This is a genomic window from uncultured Bacteroides sp. (assembly GCF_910585845.1).
Taxonomy (GTDB): Bacteria; Bacteroidota; Bacteroidia; order Bacteroidales; family Bacteroidaceae; genus Bacteroides.
Genome location: NZ_CAJUHF010000033.1, coordinates 22,678 through 40,261, shown reverse-complemented (window position 1 = coordinate 40,261; position 17,584 = coordinate 22,678). Strand labels below are relative to the sequence as shown.

The 17,584-nt window shown below is 45.1% G+C and carries 15 protein-coding genes; 6 read left to right on the top strand and 9 right to left on the bottom strand.

Annotation, left to right across the window (positions count from 1 at the left end; all coding sequences use genetic code 11):
• Positions 1–192: 192 nt before the first annotated feature.
• Entirely contained in the window at positions 193–840 is a 648-nt protein-coding gene (locus QZ323_RS10085; RefSeq protein WP_294634527.1) for a rhomboid family intramembrane serine protease, read from the bottom strand.
• Between the two features lie 194 nt (positions 841–1,034).
• On the opposite strand from QZ323_RS10085, the gene QZ323_RS10080 reads away from it, so the two are divergent.
• The 4 genes from QZ323_RS10080 to QZ323_RS10065 all read left to right on the top strand — a co-directional run bounded on the left by QZ323_RS10080 (position 1,035) and on the right by QZ323_RS10065 (position 7,126).
• The gene (locus QZ323_RS10080) at positions 1,035–2,975 is read left to right on the top strand and encodes a glycogen debranching enzyme N-terminal domain-containing protein (RefSeq protein ID WP_294634526.1); all 1,941 of its coding nucleotides are present in this window, start codon (positions 1,035–1,037) and stop codon (positions 2,973–2,975) included.
• Between the two features lie 14 nt (positions 2,976–2,989).
• Positions 2,990–4,261, top strand: coding sequence for a glycosyltransferase (locus QZ323_RS10075; RefSeq protein ID WP_294634525.1), 1,272 nt, complete (start codon positions 2,990–2,992; stop codon positions 4,259–4,261).
• Positions 4,262–4,279: 18 nt separating this feature from the next.
• Complete coding sequence (locus QZ323_RS10070) at positions 4,280–5,671, top strand: glycoside hydrolase family 57 protein (protein ID WP_294634524.1); 1,392 nt, start codon at positions 4,280–4,282, stop codon at positions 5,669–5,671.
• Positions 5,672–5,812: 141 nt separating this feature from the next.
• On the top strand, positions 5,813–7,126 hold the full coding sequence (locus tag QZ323_RS10065; protein WP_294634523.1) for an acetylxylan esterase: 1,314 nt from the start codon (positions 5,813–5,815) through the stop codon (positions 7,124–7,126).
• A 326-nt stretch (positions 7,127–7,452) separates the two neighbouring features.
• Here QZ323_RS10065 and QZ323_RS10060 read toward each other — a convergent pair whose 3' ends face one another.
• Both QZ323_RS10060 and QZ323_RS10055 read right to left on the bottom strand, forming a co-directional pair.
• A complete protein-coding gene (locus QZ323_RS10060; RefSeq protein ID WP_294634522.1) occupies positions 7,453–8,961 on the bottom strand; it encodes a DUF4270 domain-containing protein in 1,509 nt (502 codons plus the stop codon).
• Between the two features lie 20 nt (positions 8,962–8,981).
• Positions 8,982–9,806: a glycogen/starch synthase gene (locus QZ323_RS10055; protein ID WP_294634521.1), complete on the bottom strand. Its 825-nt coding sequence runs from the start codon at positions 9,804–9,806 to the stop codon at positions 8,982–8,984.
• 248 nt (positions 9,807–10,054) lie between these two features.
• Between QZ323_RS10055 and panC the strand changes: the two genes are divergently transcribed.
• Together panC and panD are read left to right on the top strand one after the other, a co-directional pair.
• Complete coding sequence (gene panC / locus QZ323_RS10050) at positions 10,055–10,900, top strand: pantoate--beta-alanine ligase (protein WP_294634520.1); 846 nt, start codon at positions 10,055–10,057, stop codon at positions 10,898–10,900.
• A 27-nt stretch (positions 10,901–10,927) separates the two neighbouring features.
• Entirely contained in the window at positions 10,928–11,281 is a 354-nt protein-coding gene (panD, locus tag QZ323_RS10045; protein ID WP_294634519.1) for an aspartate 1-decarboxylase, read from the top strand.
• A 137-nt stretch (positions 11,282–11,418) separates the two neighbouring features.
• Here panD and QZ323_RS10040 read toward each other — a convergent pair whose 3' ends face one another.
• From QZ323_RS10040 to rplU, 6 genes are all read right to left on the bottom strand, one after another.
• The gene (locus QZ323_RS10040) at positions 11,419–13,725 is read right to left on the bottom strand and encodes a bifunctional dihydroorotate dehydrogenase B NAD binding subunit/NADPH-dependent glutamate synthase (protein ID WP_294634518.1); all 2,307 of its coding nucleotides are present in this window, start codon (positions 13,723–13,725) and stop codon (positions 11,419–11,421) included.
• A gap of 301 nt (positions 13,726–14,026) precedes the next feature.
• Entirely contained in the window at positions 14,027–15,301 is a 1,275-nt protein-coding gene (serS, locus tag QZ323_RS10035) for a serine--tRNA ligase (protein ID WP_294634517.1), read from the bottom strand.
• Positions 15,302–15,412: 111 nt separating this feature from the next.
• Positions 15,413–16,069, bottom strand: a complete 657-nt coding sequence (locus QZ323_RS10030) for a hypothetical protein (protein ID WP_294634516.1) — start codon at positions 16,067–16,069, stop codon at positions 15,413–15,415.
• The gene (locus QZ323_RS10025) at positions 16,051–16,326 is read right to left on the bottom strand and encodes a hypothetical protein (protein ID WP_294634515.1); all 276 of its coding nucleotides are present in this window, start codon (positions 16,324–16,326) and stop codon (positions 16,051–16,053) included. Before QZ323_RS10025 ends, QZ323_RS10030 begins: the two co-directional genes overlap by 19 nt.
• A 456-nt stretch (positions 16,327–16,782) precedes the next feature.
• Complete coding sequence (gene rpmA, locus QZ323_RS10020) at positions 16,783–17,052, bottom strand: 50S ribosomal protein L27 (protein WP_294634514.1); 270 nt, start codon at positions 17,050–17,052, stop codon at positions 16,783–16,785.
• A gap of 25 nt (positions 17,053–17,077) precedes the next feature.
• Positions 17,078–17,395: a 50S ribosomal protein L21 gene (gene rplU / locus QZ323_RS10015; protein ID WP_294634513.1), complete on the bottom strand. Its 318-nt coding sequence runs from the start codon at positions 17,393–17,395 to the stop codon at positions 17,078–17,080.
• Positions 17,396–17,584 lie beyond the last annotated feature (189 nt).

The window sequence follows — 17,584 nt, the reverse complement described above, 5'->3', positions numbered from 1 at the left end:
TTAAATAAGCTGGTATAGTCTATAGATAAAGGTGTTTAGTATATTTTACTGCCCCCAAAGTGACGAAGAACCTATTTATCTTTAATTGTTATTTTAGTTCGAAGGAATGCATCATAACATATAATGAAAGACATCATAACAAGTAATGTAATGTCTCATAACAAGTAATGTTATGAGACATTACATTACTTGTTATGAGACATAAGATTCCCCATTTTCCCCGTCTCTTTCTTCCTCCTCCTCTTCTTCTTCGTCTGCAAACGGGTCCGTCCGTTGCGGTCCATATCCCATGAATGCCAATGCACAAAGCGTACCGGCTATGGCACCGCTGAGATGCCCTTCCCAAGAAGTCGTTTCTTTGGCAAAGAAGGGGAACATATTCCAGACAAGCCCTCCATAAAGAAAGGCTATTAATAAGGATATAGCAATCAGCGGTACATGTTTCCGCAGAATGCCACTGAAAAAAAGAAAAAATGCAAGGCCGTAAATGATTCCACTGGCTCCGATGTGCCATCCTGGCTTTCCGAGCAGAAACGTAAGGGCACCGCCGCCAATCCAAATGGCGAAGAATATATAGGAAGCAATCTGCCTGTAGAAGTAGAACAAGCACCACGACAAGAAGAATAGCGGCAATGTGTTTGCCAGCAAGTGTTTCCAACTGCTGTGCACAAACGGATGTGCAAATATGCCGAACACCCCTCTTTGTTCCATAGGATATATGCCCAGTTTCCTGAAGTCCCAGTCCATACCGACTTCGAGGAACTTCAGCAGGTACAAAATAAAAAGAATAAATAGCGGTAGAACGGCCGCAAGAATTATTTGGCGGATATCATGCTTCATATTTTGCAGTTTTTTCTTCATTTATGATACAATGCTACGAATAATTTGACTAAAAATGAAAATAAATGAACTTTTTATTTTGTGTATTGGCTTTAATTTGTAATTTTGGGCATTACTATTTATGTTTTTAATGCTTTTTGCATCATGCATGAGTATATGAACCTGGATAATTAACCTTTAAATAATGCACAACTATGAGTTATTTACGATTTGACAAGACTCTGATGATCAATCTCGAAGAATCCTTACCAAGAGAGATCCTTCGGACAAACAAATCGGGAGCCTATCATTGTACAACAATTGTAGATTGTAACACACGCAAATATCATGGATTGCTGGTGATTCCTGTCCCCAATCTCGACGATGAAAATCATGTGCTGCTATCTTCTTTGGATGAAACAGTAATTCAGCACGGTGCAGAGTTTAATCTGGGATTGCATAAGTATCAAGGAAACCACTTCAGCCCCAACGGGCACAAGTATATCCGCGAATTTGATTGCGAGCATATTCCAGCGACGACTTACCGTGTAGGAGGTGTTGTTCTCCGCAAAGAAAAGATTTTTGTACATCATGAAAACCGGATTCTGATCCGTTATACTTTGTTGGATGCCCATTCCGCCACAACGTTGCGATTCCGCCCCTTCCTGGCGTTCCGCAGCGTGCGCGAGTATACGCATGAGAATCCGCAGGCAAACCGCGATTACCAATTGGTGGAGAACGGAATAAAGACCTGTATGTATGCCGGTTATCCTGAACTCTTCATGCAACTGAACAAAAAGAACGAATTCCACTATCAGCCGGACTGGTATCGTAGCATCGAGTATACTAAAGAACAGGAACGAGGATACGACTTCAATGAAGACTTGTACGTTCCCGGCTATTTCGAGGTAGATATAAAGAAAGGTGAAAGCATCGTCTTCTCCGCCGGTATATCTGAAATATCACCACGCAAACTGAAACAGACCTTCGAGGCGGAAGTGGAAGACCGTACACCACGTGACAGTTTCTACCATTGCCTGGTAAACTCGGCACACCAGTTCCACAACAAGCAGGGCGAAAACCATTATATCCTTGCCGGATATCCCTGGTTTAAATGTCGTGCACGCGACCTGTTTGTCTCCCTGCCCGGTCTGACGCTGGCAGTGGGCGAGCGGAACGAGTTTGAAGATGTCATGCTGACCGCCGAAAAAGCCATCCGCGAGTTTATCAACGGAGAGCCGGTGACTTATAAAATCTATGAAATGAATGATCCGGACGTCCTCTTGTGGGCAATATGGGCTTTGCAGCAATACGCCAAAGACACTTCGCGCGAAGAATGCCGGTTGAAGTATGGAAAATTGCTGGAGGACATCATGGATTATATACGCGGCCGCAAACATGAGAACCTCTTCTTGCATGAGAATGGTCTGCTTTATTCCAATGGAACGGAGAAGGCAGTAACGTGGATGAACTCTACGGCTGGCGGGCATCCCGTCATTCCGCGTACGGGATACATCGTGGAAGTAAACTCATTATGGTATAACGCTCTTCGCTTTATTGCCGACATGGAACGCGAAGGCGGCAATGTACAGCTGGCAGACGAACTGGACGCCCAGGCACAAGTGACGGGCAAGTCCTTTATAGAGGTGTTCCGCAACGATTGCGGTTATTTGTTCGACTATGTGAACGGCTATATGATGGACTGGAGCGTTCGCCCCAATATGATATTTACCGTTGCTTTCGATTATTCTCCGTTGGACCAGATGCAGAAGAAACAAGTGCTGGACATCGTGACCAAAGAACTGCTTACCCCGAAAGGTCTGCGTACCCTCAGCCCGAAGAGCGGAGGATACAACCCGAATTATGTGGGACCCCAGACACAACGGGATTATGCTTATCATCAGGGTACGGCTTGGCCGTGGCTCATGGGCTTTTACATGGAAGCTTACCTGCGCATCTATAAGATGAGCGGCGTGTCGTTCGTCGAACGTTATCTGATAGGGTTCGAAGACGAGATGACGAGCCATTGCATAGCCTCGTTGCCCGAGCTCTTTGATGGCAATCCGCCGTTCAAAGGTCGTGGTGCGGTATCCTTCGCCATGAATGTGGCAGAGATATTGCGCATCTTGAAGTTGTTGTCTAAGTATAATTTATAAGAGGAGGAACGAAAATGAAAGTTTTAATGTTTGGATGGGAGTTCCCCCCGCATATTCTCGGTGGCTTGGGAACAGCCAGCTACGGTTTGACGAAGGGGATGTCCCAGCAAGAGGATATGGAGATTACTTTCTGTATTCCGAAGCCTTGGGGTGATGAAGACCAGAGTTTTTTACGCATCATAGGCATGAACAGCACGCCCGTAGTGTGGCGTGACGTAAATTGGGATTATGTCAAGGAACGTGTCGGGTCTTATATGGATCCTCAGCTTTATTATGATTTGCGCGATCATATCTATGCTGATTTCAACTATATGAATACCAATGACCTCGGTTGCATCGAGTTCTCCGGGCGTTATCCGTCCAATTTGCATGAAGAAATAAATAACTACTCCATCGTGGCAGGAGTCGTTGCCCGCCAGCAAGAGTTTGAAATTATCCATTCGCACGACTGGCTGACCTATCCTGCGGGCATCCACGCCAAGCAAGTGTCAGGCAAACCGCTGGTGATTCATGTGCATGCCACCGACTTCGACCGTAGCCGTGGCAACGTGAATCCTACAGTCTACGCCATTGAGAAGAACGGTATGGACCATGCCGACCACATCATGTGTGTGAGCGAACTGACCCGTCAGACGGTGATCAACAAGTATTTCCAGGATCCGCGCAAAGTGTCTACCGTACATAATGCCGTATCTCCGCTTCCGCAGAAGATACAAGACATCGTACCGCAGAAGAAACCGAACGAGAAAGTCGTGACCTTCTTGGGGCGTATTACGATGCAGAAAGGACCTGAGTACTTCGTAGAAGCTGCCGCTATGGTATTGCATCGCACGCGTAACATCCGTTTCGTGATGGCAGGTAGTGGAGACATGATGGATCAGATGATCCGCCTGGTAGCAGAGAGAGGCATTGCCGACCGTTTCCACTTCCCCGGTTTCATGAGAGGAAGCCAAGTGTACGAGATGTTGAAAGCCAGTGACGTGTACATCATGCCGTCTGTATCGGAACCTTTCGGAATTTCTCCGTTGGAAGCGATGCAGTGCAGCGTGCCTACTATCATCTCCAAACAGTCCGGTTGTGCCGAGATTCTGGACAAGTGCATCAAGACCGACTACTGGGATATCCATGCTATGGCAGATGCTATCTATGCAATATGTACTTACCCTGCGCTCTACGAATACCTGCGTGATGAGGGAAAGAAAGAAGTAGATGGCATTAAGTGGGAAGATGTCGGTCTGAAAGTACGCCGCATCTACGATGAGGTTATTAGACAATATAATAGATAACAATTAAACAATATAGATATGAGAACTATCTGTCTTTACTTTGAAATTCATCAAATCATCCATCTGAAACGTTACCGTTTCTTTGATATAGGTACTAATCATTATTATTATGATGATTATATCAACGAGGTCAGCATCAACGATGTTGCTGAACGCTCTTACATTCCTGCCTTGAGCACATTGATTGAAATGGTCAAGAACTCCGGCGGTGCCTTCAAAGTGGCTTTGTCCATTTCCGGTGTGGCTTTGGAGCAATTGGAGATCCATGCGCCGGCGGTCATCGACTTGTTGCATCAATTGAACGACACGGGTTGTTGCGAATTCCTGGCCGAACCCTATTCTCACGGACTTTCTTCATTGGCAAATGAGGATTGCTTCAAGGAAGAGGTGATGCGTCAGAGCGACAAGATGAAGCAAATGTTCGGCAAGGCTCCGAAGGTGTTCCGCAATTCCAGTCTGATTTATTCTGACGAAATCGGTGCATTGGTTGCAAGCATGGGCTTTAAGGGTATGCTGACCGAGGGTGCAAAACACGTTTTGGGATGGAAGAGTCCGCACTATGTCTACCATTGCAGCTACAATCCGAACCTGAAGTTATTGTTGCGCGATTTCAAGCTCTCCGATGACATCAGTTTGCGTTTCTCCAATTCGGAATGGAATGAATATCCTTTGTTTGCCGATAAATATATCGGTTGGATCGATGCCCTTCCGCAAGAAGAACAGGTTGTCAACATTTTCATGGAATTGAGTGCGCTGGGTATGGCTCAACCGCTTTCTTCCAATATTCTGGAGTTCCTGAAGGCTCTTCCGGTTTGTGCCAAGGAAAAGGGAATCACCTTCTCTACTCCGACTGAAGTGGTTACGAAGTTGAAGTCCGTATCTCAGTTGGATGTTGCCTATCCGTTGTCATGGGTAGACGAGGAAAGAGATACCAGTTGCTGGTTGGGTAATAGCATGCAGCGTGAGGCATTCAATAAGTTGTATAGCATTGCCGAGCGTATACGTATCTGTGACGACCGTCGCATCAAACAAGACTGGGACTATCTGCAGGCAAGCAATAACTTCCGTTTTATGACGACCAAGAATAGCGGTGTAGAACTGAACCGGGGTATATACGAGTCTCCGTATGACGCTTTCACCAATTATATGAACATTCTGGGCGACTTTATCAAGCGTGTGGAATCTCTTTATCCGATGGATATAGATAATGAAGAGTTGAATGCTCTGCTGACGACCATCAAGAATCAGGGTGACGAAATTGATGGACTGAACAAGGAAATCAAGAAGTTGCAAGCAAAGCAAGAGAAGGAAAAAGTAGAAAAGCCGGCAAAAGAAAAAGCAGCAGCGGCAACAAAGAAAGCCAAAGCTCCTGCAGCAAAGAAACCTGCGGCAAAGAAATCTTCTAAATAATAACTCTTGAGTAAAGAAGTTTATAAGTAGTTTCTGAATAAGAAAGCGGGAGTGGCATTATTCACTCCCGCTTTTGTTGTTTGACAGAGGCACTGAGTGTGCTGTTTCTTATTCAGTATAAACTCTAATGAAATAATGATTATGAAAAAGATTTTATTCGTGTTGACGGTTGCTTTGTTGCTTCCGTTGTCGTTTATGTTGGCGGAGAACTATCCGTATCGGAGCGATGTCCTTTGGGTGACTGTACCCAATCATGCAGACTGGATTTATAAGACCGGAGAGAAAGCTACGGTCGAAGTGCAATTCTATAAATATGGTATTCCACAGGATGGGGTAACCGTGTCTTATGAGATCGGTGGAGATATGATGCCTGCTGATGCTTCCGGTTCCGTCATTTTGAAACAAGGCAAAGCAGTGATTCCTATCGGAACCATGAAGGAGCCTGGCTTCCGTGATTGCCGTATGACGGTAACTATAGACGGTAAACGCTATAAACACCACATAAAAGTAGGCTTCTCTCCGGAAAAGATTAAGCCCTATACGCAGATGCCTAAAGACTTCAAGGAATTTTGGGACAACAATAAGGCAGAAGCAGCCAAATATCCGTTGACTTATACGAAAGAACTGGCCAAAGAGTACTGTACGGATAAAGTAGACTGTTACCTCGTCAAATTGATGCTGAATAATCGGGGACAAGCTATCTACGGTTATCTTTTCTACCCGAAGAATGCGGCAAAAGGTTCTTGTCCGGTCGTGCTTTGTCCGCCGGGGGCAGGTGTAAAGACTATCAAGGAACCCTTACGCCATAAGTATTATGCAGAAGAAGGGTGTATCCGTTTTGAGATAGAGATACACGGACTGAACCCGACGATGACAGTAGAAGAATTCAAGGAAATCAGCAATGCCTTTAACGGTAGGGAAAACGGTTATCTGGGTAATGGTTTGGACAATCGCGACAATTATTATATGAAACGTGTCTACCTGGCCTGCGTGCGCAGTATCGACTTGCTGACTTCCTTGCCGGAGTGGGACGGTAAGAATGTCATTGTTCAGGGAGGTAGCCAAGGCGGAGCTTTAGCATTGATAACGACCGGATTGGACAGTCGTGTCAGTGCCTGTGTTGCCAATCATCCTGCTTTGAGCGATATGGCGGGTTATAAAGCGGGACGTGCAGGAGGCTATCCTCACTTCTTCCGCACAGCGGGGATGGATACGCCTGATAAACTCAATACAATGGCATATTATGATGTGGTGAACTTTGCTCGTCTGGTGAAGGTGCCTACTTATGTCACTTGGGGGTATAACGATGATACATGTCCGCCTACCACCAGCTATGCCGTTTACAACACGTTGGATTGTCCGAAAGAAGCCTTGATTACCCCGATCAACGAACACTGGACTTCTGATGATACGGAATATGGACAGTTGAAGTGGATATTGAAACACCTGAAATAGGTATTGAAACATCTGAAGTAGGAGGGTTGGCTGCTTTTAGAATTTCTGACGTGGGATGAATTTAATCGTCTCATGAGATGAAAAAAACGGTCTCGTGGGATGAATTTAATCGTCTCGTGAGATGAAAAAAACGATCCCGTGGGATGAATTTAATTGTCTCGTGAGGTGAAAATACCTACCTTGTTACATGGATATTGGTAGTCAGTTTAGGGGCTAAAGTATGAAAGCGTGTAGTTCGTGTGCCTGCTATAACAAAAAAGGGGCTGTCCGACTTATATATCGGACAGCCCCTTCTTGCTTTAGTATCTATTTACTTGAAAACGATTCTATTTATTGAATTTAGTATAAGTGACTTTCAGTGTCAATGGAGTCGAGCCACCTTCTAACTTGGCATATCCTGGTTGCAAATCATTCTGAATGTTCGTCATCGTTTTCTGACCATTATAACTTTCATCATAAGAGATCGAAACAGGAATCAGGTATACGGTCTTCCAATCTTTTTCCCATTGGTCTTCATCCCATTTAACCGCCGGATTGGCATCAGCCTCCTCTTTGGCTTGCTTCTTGGCTGCTTCTTTTTTGTTGATGCAAGTTGTCACCAAACGGGCTATATTGCCGAATGTGTATTGATTGGTCGCTACACTGTTGTGCTCAGTCGTGAATGAGGTAATATTATCCGGCAATTTATTCTCCTCGAAGAAGGTTTTGAATTCCATTTTGCGGAGTAACAGTACATATTGCGGAGGATTCATACTGAATTTGCTGTCACTTTTTTCGTAGTAGTTCCTGAAGCTTAAACTTACAGCATTGAGCGTATCTCCGGCCAACTTGTCATATATTTTGTCGTATGGCAGAATCGCTTTTGTGAATATTCCGGCAGGAGACTTGATATATGTACAGTCTTTTTCGTTGTTGACAATATCTTCTATTTTCTTTGAGTTCTCGAACTTGTTGGCCTGGATAACCTCCTTGGTAGAAGCAAACTCAGTCATCCATGTCTGTGCGATGGAGTCCTCGCCAACATGTCCCTCTTCTTTCCGTTTATAAGGAACATTGTCATCGTCAAGTACGAAAAACTCATATTGCATCTGGAGGTCTACGCGGTCTATATAAAGGATAGTTCCGTCTCCATAATCATTTTTCAGATAAATACCTTTGAATACCTTTTCTATGAAAGTCTCAGAATCTGCGAAGTCGCTGGAAGGTCTATTGTACCAGTCATTTCCATACTTGTCTTTATCGAGGGTGAAGTCGATGTGCGGGTGATAGGTCGGGTTACCATTGCTGTCCGTTGCATTTCTTTCTTCGTCAGTCACGCTGGTGTCGTAGGCTGTATAAGCTCTTCTGCCTAATCTATCTTCCGACTTATAATACTTGCTGGGGTCAATATTGGTATAACGGTTACGATCTAACTTTTCGTTCAGTTCGTACACGCTCATGCGGCAAGCATTCAGGGAGTCTCCGAACCAAGAGGAATAGTAGACGCGCAAACGTACTCCTGTTATTTTGTTCGGTGTCAGCCTTCCTGTCTTTTTCTCATGGTCATATACTTCGGGAAAACTGAAACCTTCCCGACAGTTCAACTCCGTCAGGAAGCTGGCTTCGTACGTACCGAATTTGGCATCGGTGAACCGTCCCACATAGCCTGTACTGGTTTTGGCAAATACTGAATCGGCGAATATCGATTTGGTAACGACTTCGAATGATTCCGTATGTGAGGAAATACCATCGGAATCAGGCAACATCCCTATTCCCAATGTACCGGTATTGTCGTCACAACTAAAGAAAGTAAAAGCTGCTGCAAAGAGCATGTCTCCTAAATATTTAACTTTCATAGTTCTCTTTGTTATCTTGTTTATTTATCTTCTTTTTCCCACACTTTATCGTAGAACTCGTTGCAGGCATCAATGAAGTTATCTGGAGTCTGATATTCCAAAAATGGTTTTCCGGATTGGCGGGCATACTCCAATACTTCCTTGTTGATGTTTTCATTTTGTTGGATAATTCCGTCCGAATAGTCGATAGCCAATTTGCACAGTGTGGCGTAATCCACCGGAGCTTTCAGGTTGGCTACGTCCTTCTTGGCAATACCTTTCAGCATTAATCTGTTCACGAAATCAGCATTGAACGACTCTTTGAAATCATCTTCGAAAACGGAGAAAACCACTTTGGCATCGCGGAATGAAGGCTCGTCTTTGTATGCTTTCTTTATATATAAAGGAGCTAAAGCTGCCATCCATCCCTGACAGTGAATGACATCCGGACACCAACGCAACTTCTTCACTGTTTCCAATACGCCACGTGCATAGAAGATGGCACGGCTGTCATTGTCGTCATATTCTACTCCATTTTCATCAGCAACCAGCAGGCGGTTCTGGAAGTAGTCATCGTTGTCGATGAAGTAAACCTGCATACGGGCAGACTGAATGGAGGCAACTTTGATAATAAGGGGATGGTCAGTATCGTCAATAATCAGGTTCATACCGGAAAGCCGTATCACTTCATGCAACTGATTTCTGCGTTCGTTGATATTCCCCCATTTGGGCATGAATGTTCTGATTTCTCTGCCTTTTTCCTGGATTGCTTGAGGTAGGTGTCTGCCTACAAGAGACATTTCTGATTCTGGTACGTAAGGAGTAATCTCTTGGGTAATAAATAAAACCTTGTTCGCCTTTGTCATAATAACGATGTTCTCAATTATTTTGCAAAGATATAAAAAAAAATGGGCAATTGGGCAAATATGTCGGATCTATAATTCCTTATGAATTGTTAACTGGTTGTTATTCAGCGTATATTTGTTGCGCTGATATATATAGTTGGGACATTAGTTTTGCATTAATTTGCGATATTTCTTCTTTATATGCTAAATAATAGTTTATTTTGCACCGCTTTTTGCAAACAACAAAGTTATTATATAACCTATTAGAGATGAAAATAATACATACTGTCAAGGACTTGCAGGCCGGATTGTCGGCTTTGCGGGCTCAAGGCAAGAAGGTAGGATTGGTGCCTACGATGGGTGCCCTGCATGCCGGGCATGCATCATTGGTGAAGCGTTGTGTGGCAGAGAATGATGCTGCGGTAGTAAGTGTTTTTGTAAACCCGACACAGTTTAACGACAAGAACGACCTGGAGAAATATCCCCGTACGCTGGATGCGGACTGTGCTTTGTTGGAAGCCTGCGGAGCGGCATTCGTGTTTGCTCCTTCGGTGGCGGAGATGTATCCGGAGCCTGATACACGTCAGTTTAGTTATGCGCCGTTAGATACGGTGATGGAAGGTGCCTTCCGGCCGGGACATTTCAATGGGGTGTGTCAGATTGTAAGTAAGCTGTTTGATGCAGTGAAGCCTGACCGTGCCTATTTCGGAGAGAAAGATTTCCAGCAGTTGGCTATTATCCGTGAGATGGTTCGGCAGATGAACTATCCGTTGGAGATAGTAGGATGCCCCATTGTGCGTGAAGAGGACGGTTTGGCTCTGAGTAGCCGGAATATGCGTTTGTCTGCCGAAGAACGCAAAAATGCATTGAAAATTTCGCAAACCTTGTTTGAAAGTCGTACCTTTGCAGCCTCTCACACGGTTGCTGAAACCCAGAAGTTTGTGGAAGACGCCATTGCAGCCGCTCCAGGTCTGCGTCTGGAATATTTTGAACTGGTGGATGGCAATACGTTGCAGAGGATTGCCGATTGGGAGGAGACGGCGTATGCCGTGGGATGTATCACGGTATTCTGTGGTGATGTCCGCCTGATTGATAACATTAAATATAAAGAGTAACAAATCTAAAAAGAGAAATCAGAGCTTATGATGATTGAAGTGCTGAAGTCGAAAATTCATTGTGCCCGCGTCACGGAAGCTAACCTGAATTATATGGGAAGCATTACGATTGACGAAGATTTGATGGATGCGGCTAACATGATTGCCGGTGAAAAGGTGTACATTGCCGACAACAACAATGGCGAACGTTTTGAAACCTATATTATTAAAGGTGAACGCGGTTCGGGTAAGATTTGTCTGAACGGTGCGGCAGCCCGCAAGGTACAGCCGGACGACATCATCATTATCATGTCGTATGCGTTGATGGACTTTGAAGAGGCCAAGTCGTTCAAGCCGTCGGTGATATTTCCGGATCCGGCAACGAACAAGGTGGTGAGGTAGACGATAGTCTGCACGATGTGAACGAAAAGAAAAAAGAGCGTACGCTCTATCTATAATAGAATCGCCCCTGTCGCAGGTTTTGTGTGACAGGGGCGACTTTTATATTCAAGGAATTCTTCTTCGCTTCGCCATGTATCTTACGATTTCTTCAGCTGTTCGTTCATAGCTGCGGCTGCTTTCCGACCATCGCCCATAGCCAAGATGACGGTGGCACCACCGCGCACGATATCTCCTCCGGCATAGATGGTCGGGATGGACGACTGCATGTTCTCGTTTACTGCGATTGTGCCTTTGCGTCCTTTCTCAAGCCCTTTGATAGATGAAGGTACGATGGGATTGGGCGATACGCCGACACTGACGATGGCCAGGTCGATGTCCAAGGTTTCTGTTGCCCCCGGGATGGGAACAGGGCTACGTCTGCCGGAAGCATCCGGTTCGCCAAGTTCCATCTTTTGCAGGACAATCTGTTTCACTTTGCCTTGTTCGTCGGCAATGTATGCTATCGGGTTATGCAGGGTAAGGAACTCGACACCTTCTTCTTTGGCGTGCTTCACCTCCTCAAGACGTGCAGGCATCTCTTCTTCTGAGCGGCGGTAGATGATGATGGCGCGTTCGGCACCCAGTCGGCGTGCGGTACGTACAGAGTCCATTGCCGTGTTTCCACCACCGATGACAGCGACACGCTTTCCGAAAGGCACCGGAGTATCTGATTCTTCGCTGGCGGCATCCATCAGGTTGACGCGTGTCAGGTATTCGTTGGAAGACAAGATGTTGATGGAGTTCTCGCCCGGTATGTTCATGAAGTTGGGCAGACCGGCACCGGATGCTACAAATATCCCTTTGAAGCCCTCTTCTTCCAGTTGCTCTACGCTGAGGGTCTTGCCGATGATGCAATCTTTCACGAAAGTGACACCCATTTGGGCAAGGTTGTTGATCTCTACATCTACTATCTTGTTGGGCAAGCGGAACTCGGGGATACCATATTTCAGTACACCGCCAATTTCGTGTAGGGCTTCGAAGACGGTGACGTCATAACCATACTTTGCCATGTCTCCTGCAAAGGAAAGTCCGGCAGGACCGGAACCGATAACGGCAATCTTGATGCCGTTCTTTTCTTTGATTTCCGGAATGGAGATCTGTCCGCTTTCGCGTTCATAGTCGGCGGCAAAGCGTTCCAAATAGCCGATAGCTACGGGCTTCTCATTCATTTTCAGATGGATGCACTTCGACTCGCATTGCTTCTCCTGCGGACATACGCGACCACAGACAGCGGGCAAGGCACTGGTCTCTTTCAGAGTCTTGGCGGCTTCGAGTATCTCTCCACGTTCGATGTTCTTGATGAAACGGGGGATGTCGATGCCTACGGGGCAACCCTGAATACAGCCCGGATTAGCACAGTCCAAACAACGTTTGGCTTCAGTCAGTGCCTGTTCTTCAGTCAGTCCTTGGTTTACCTCTTCTTTACGGCTGTGCGAGCGGTATACTGCATCCAGTTCGTTCATTTCTACACGTGGAATGGCGGTGCGCTCTTTCGGTTTCATGGCTTTGCGCAACTCCTGTCTCCATGCGGCATTGCGGCTTTTCTCGTCTGCTTCTTGTGGAACTTCCGGTGCGGCTTTGCTGGTGTTTTCTTCGAGTTTGTGCAGTTCTTCGCGCTCGATGTTCTTGAAGGCACCCATGCGTTTCAGCATTTCGTCGAAGTCCACTTGATGACCGTCAAACTCAGGTCCATCTACGCAGACGAACTTGGTCTTACCTCCAATGGTGATGCGGCAGGCACCACACATGCCGGTACCGTCCACCATGATGGTGTTCAGTGAGACATCAGTTGGTATTTCATATTTCTTGGTCAGCAAACAAACAAATTTCATCATGATTGCCGGACCGATGGCGAAACATTTATCTACTTTCTCGCGTTTGATAACCTCTTCTACTCCTTCCGTAACCAAACCTTTGCGTCCGTAAGAGCCGTCGTCGGTCATGATGATGACTTCGTCGGCACTTTCGCGCATCTCTTTCTCAAGGATGATAAGTTCTTTGGTGCGTCCGGCAAGTACGGCTATAACGCGGTTACCGGCTGCTTTCAGGGCTTGCACGATGGGGAGCATGGGGGCTACACCTACGCCACCTCCCGCACATACTACGGTTCCGAAGTTCTCGATGTGGGTGGCTTGTCCCAGTGGGCCTACGACATCAGTGATGTAGTCTCCCTCGTTCAGTTCGCAAAGGCGGGTAGAGGATAGTCCGACTTCTTGGACCACCAGTGTGATAGTACCTTTCACCGGATCGGCGGCTGCGATAGTGAGCGGCATACGTTCGCCTTTTTCTCCTACGCGCACGATGACAAAGTGGCCTGCTTTGCGCGAGCGGGCAATCAGCGGTGCTTCGATAACTAACTTGAAGACTTTTTCAGAAAAGTGTTCCTTGCTAATGATTTTGTTCATTATCTTATAATTTTGTTGGTATAATTGCGTAATTACTTTCAGAATGTTATGATATGCAAAGATACGTTTTATTTATTAATATCAAAGAAAGAATGGTGGAAAACTATTTATTTGGTATGTATGTCGTGAAAACGTGTTTGGGCAGGAAGGATCGATCGGGAAAAAGAGGCAGTATTGGAAAGGTTGAGATAACAGAATCAGGAAGACATATCTATAAAACATAAACAATGGCAAGCGAATGAGTTGTCATTTGCGTGCCATTGTTTATATATCCTCACGGCAGGAACTGGAGATTGCATTTTTAATCAATCATCTCAAATCCCGTGTAAGGAACCAGTGCTTTTGGGATGCGGATACCTTCCGGTGTCTGATTGTTCTCCAGCAGGGCGGCGACGATGCGCGGCAAGGCCAGTGCAGAACCGTTCAACGTGTGGCAGAGTTCGGTTTTCTTGTTCTCTGCGCGGTAACGGCATTTCAGGCGGTTGGCCTGGTAGGTATCGAAGTTGGAGACGGAACTTACTTCCAACCAGCGTTTTTGGGCTTCAGAGTAGACCTCGAAGTCGAAGCAGAGAGCTGCTGTGAAGCTCATGTCTCCACCGCAGAGGCGAAGAATACGATAAGGCAGTTCCAGTTTCTGCAACAAACCTTCTACGTGATCCAGCATTTCTTGGTGGGATTGTTTGGAGTGTTCGGGCTTGTCGATACGTACTAATTCCACTTTAGAGAACTCATGCAAGCGGTTCAGACCGCGCACGTCCTTTCCATAGGAACCTGCTTCACGACGGAAACATTGGGTGTAGGCACAGTTCTTGATGGGAAGTTGCTTCTCGTCAAGTATCACGTCGCGATAGATGTTTGTGACGGGTACTTCAGCGGTCGGGATGAGGTATAAGTCGTCCATTTCGCAATGATACATCTGACCTTCTTTGTCGGGCAACTGGCCTGTGCCATAGCCAGAGGCGGCATTGACCACCGTAGGCGGCATAATTTCTACGTATCCGGCTTTGCGGGCTTCGTCGAGGAAGAAGTTGATGAGCGCGCGTTGCAACTGTGCGCCTTTGCCTTTGTAGACGGGGAATCCGGCACCTGTGATCTTCACTCCGAGGTCGAAGTCGATCAGGTCGTATTTCTTAGCCAGCTCCCAGTGAGGCAGTGCGTCGGTAGGAAGTTCGGTTTCCATGCCTCCCATTTTCTCTACTACGTTGTCGTCGGCGCCTACGCCTTCGGGCACTTCGTCATAAGGAACGTTCGGGATGGTATAGAGCAGGGTCTGCAAGTCTTCGGCTGCCTTGTCCATTTCGGCTTGCAGGGTTTTGTTGGCTTCCTTCAGTTCGGCTACACGGCTTTTGGCTGTTTCGGCTTCCTCTTTCTTTCCTTCTTTCATCAGTTGTCCGATGGATTTGGATATAGAGTTCACTTCAGCGAGGTTGTTATCTAATACGGCTTGTGTGCTTCGTCTTTTGTTGTTGAAGGCGAGGACCTGTTCTATGGTTTCTTGGGCATTTTTGAAATGCTTCTTCTCCAGTCCGCGGATCACCGCGTCTGCGTTTTCGGTAATTTGTTTGATGGTAAGCATATCTTGATACTTCGTTATGATTAAAATCTTATTTTGAGAGTACAAAGATAGTGTAAATCAGAAGGAATACAAAGAAGAAGGTTGCTTATTTTTAGTATGGGGGAGATTGTATCATCCTCTTGGAGAATATATCCAAACAGAAATATCCAACGAATATTCCTGTTTGATGGGAGAATATAAACAGCCAACTTCTACTCTAGCTCCCCAATATTTGGCGAACTGATATTCGTATCCAATGTTTGCATGAACCCCAAAGCTTGAAGATTTGGCTTTGCAGTTCTTTCCGGAGGGTAATTTTTCTTTGCTGTCGTAATATACATATCCAATGCCTCCTCCGATGGTGGTGAAACACTGTTTGAAGGCCGTTTTTCGTTTTAAGTACATGAACTGAGGAGCTATGTAGGAAATGTTTATCCGTTCCTTTAAATAGTCGTTGTCCATATCGTGTTTTTTATTTCGTGTATAATTATACAGGTGGATACCGTAACCCATGTTGTTTTTCGGGGGAAAATAGATGTATTGCAGTGTGTTTATAAAGCCGACTGCATCCTTACTGTCCCCGGTTTGCCATGCCGATTCTCCATTGGTTGAACGGTTGAAGGTGCCTGTAAAACCAATGTTGTAGGTGAATGCTCGAATTTTTTCGTTAGGAATACTGTTTGCAAGAACCTGCGCACACATCGGATATAAATATCCAAAACAGCTTGCAAACAATAACAAAATGCGTAAAACAGCTGTCTTATGGCTTATTACTCTGTCATCTTCCATAATGAAAAACTGTTTTCTGATATTGCTATCATTGTTTTTAAATCATCGGCTCTCTCCTGGGAAAGGGAGGATTTGTCTATTTTATTGTTGATATTGATAGTAAATTCTCTTATGAGTTCTTTGTTATTTATATCATTGATATTCGTAACATATTGCTTTAGGAAGTAAAAATCTGATGTATCCTGTATTCCTGTAAGTGTTTTTGTGACTTCAATCATTTCTTCAATACTTGATTGTGCGGCTATAGTCTGTACCATGTAGAGTTCTTCATAGGCTTCTTCTTCTGTGACTACTGGAGCCTGAGAAAAGAACCTGATATCATTAGGAATAAAACTGTCTATGAAGCAAGCCTCCAGTTTGTTGTGCCATTTTCTTCATTGTTTGTACATGAACTTAATACGAGTACAAGAAAAAAATAGGAAATAATAATTGTCTCATAAGTTTTCTTTGTTATAAGTTGTAAATGATCGGGGCAAATGTATTAATAAAAATGATTTGTTGTCTTTTATTTCTTTGTTTTTTTAGTTTTTCCTCCCAATTAAGTTATAGAATGAAATTTGTTTTTAGCATAAGATTGATAAAAGGGGCGTCTCGGTATTTATCAAATTGTTATTGGGGAGTTGTTATGTAATACTTGCTTTGTGCTGTAAAAGAAAGAGGGATGCCATTCGTGCGGATGACATCCCTCTTCTCAATTTCTTTGTTCGGAATACTTACGCTTCTGCGCTTTCAGCGGGGATTACAGATACGTAACGTCTGTCTTCACGAGTTACTTTGAACTGTACAGTTCCGTCTACTAAAGCGAAAAGAGTGTGGTCCTTACCCATACCAATGTTGTTTCCCGGATGGAATTCAGTACCTCTTTGACGAACGATGATGTTGCCTGCTTTGCAAGCTTCGCCACCAAATATCTTAACGCCTAATCTCTTACTTGCTGATTCGCGGCCGTTCTTAGAACTACCGACACCTTTTTTATGTGCCATTTCTTCTTACTGTTTTTTTAATTGATTAAGCTACTACTTCTGTGATTGTTAACTCTGTGAACTGTTGACGGTGACCGTTCAGTTTGCGGTATCCTTTTCTTCTTTTCTTGTGGAAAACAAGGACTTTGTCACCTTTTACCAGGCTTGAAACAATCTGGCAAACAACTTTTGCGCCTTCTACGGTAGGAGCACCTACAGTGATGTTACCGTCTTTGTCTACCAAGAGAACTTTGTCAAACTCTACTGTTGCACCGTTTTCTGCGTTCTGAATGTGGTGTACAAACAGCTTCTTTCCGGCCTCTGCTTTGAATTGTTGGCCGTTGATTTCTACAATTGCGTACATTTCTTATATATAATTCTATAAGTTAGCTCCGTCGGGTGGCTCCTAATCGCTTAGAAAACACTTTGTCGAACCCGGTGCGGAATAATCGGGCACAAAAGTACTCCTTTTTTTCGGAACGGGCAAATGTTTTTCTTTTTATTTAGGGCAGAGTTGTTGATTTTCTATTGTTTGCTTGCCGGAGGGCGGTTG

Coding starts and splice junctions, on each gene's coding strand:
- QZ323_RS10085 (WP_294634527.1), bottom strand. CDS start 840: ATGAAGCATGATATCCGCCAAATAATTCTTGCGGCCGTTCTACCGCTA.
- QZ323_RS10080 (WP_294634526.1), top strand. CDS start 1,035: ATGAGTTATTTACGATTTGACAAGACTCTGATGATCAATCTCGAAGAA.
- QZ323_RS10075 (WP_294634525.1), top strand. CDS start 2,990: ATGAAAGTTTTAATGTTTGGATGGGAGTTCCCCCCGCATATTCTCGGT.
- QZ323_RS10070 (WP_294634524.1), top strand. CDS start 4,280: ATGAGAACTATCTGTCTTTACTTTGAAATTCATCAAATCATCCATCTG.
- QZ323_RS10065 (WP_294634523.1), top strand. CDS start 5,813: ATGAAAAAGATTTTATTCGTGTTGACGGTTGCTTTGTTGCTTCCGTTG.
- QZ323_RS10060 (WP_294634522.1), bottom strand. CDS start 8,961: ATGAAAGTTAAATATTTAGGAGACATGCTCTTTGCAGCAGCTTTTACT.
- QZ323_RS10055 (WP_294634521.1), bottom strand. CDS start 9,806: ATGACAAAGGCGAACAAGGTTTTATTTATTACCCAAGAGATTACTCCT.
- panC (WP_294634520.1), top strand. CDS start 10,055: ATGAAAATAATACATACTGTCAAGGACTTGCAGGCCGGATTGTCGGCT.
- panD (WP_294634519.1), top strand. CDS start 10,928: ATGATGATTGAAGTGCTGAAGTCGAAAATTCATTGTGCCCGCGTCACG.
- QZ323_RS10040 (WP_294634518.1), bottom strand. CDS start 13,725: ATGAACAAAATCATTAGCAAGGAACACTTTTCTGAAAAAGTCTTCAAG.
- serS (WP_294634517.1), bottom strand. CDS start 15,301: ATGCTTACCATCAAACAAATTACCGAAAACGCAGACGCGGTGATCCGC.
- QZ323_RS10030 (WP_294634516.1), bottom strand. CDS start 16,069: ATGGAAGATGACAGAGTAATAAGCCATAAGACAGCTGTTTTACGCATT.
- QZ323_RS10025 (WP_294634515.1), bottom strand. CDS start 16,326: ATGGTACAGACTATAGCCGCACAATCAAGTATTGAAGAAATGATTGAA.
- rpmA (WP_294634514.1), bottom strand. CDS start 17,052: ATGGCACATAAAAAAGGTGTCGGTAGTTCTAAGAACGGCCGCGAATCA.
- rplU (WP_294634513.1), bottom strand. CDS start 17,395: ATGTACGCAATTGTAGAAATCAACGGCCAACAATTCAAAGCAGAGGCC.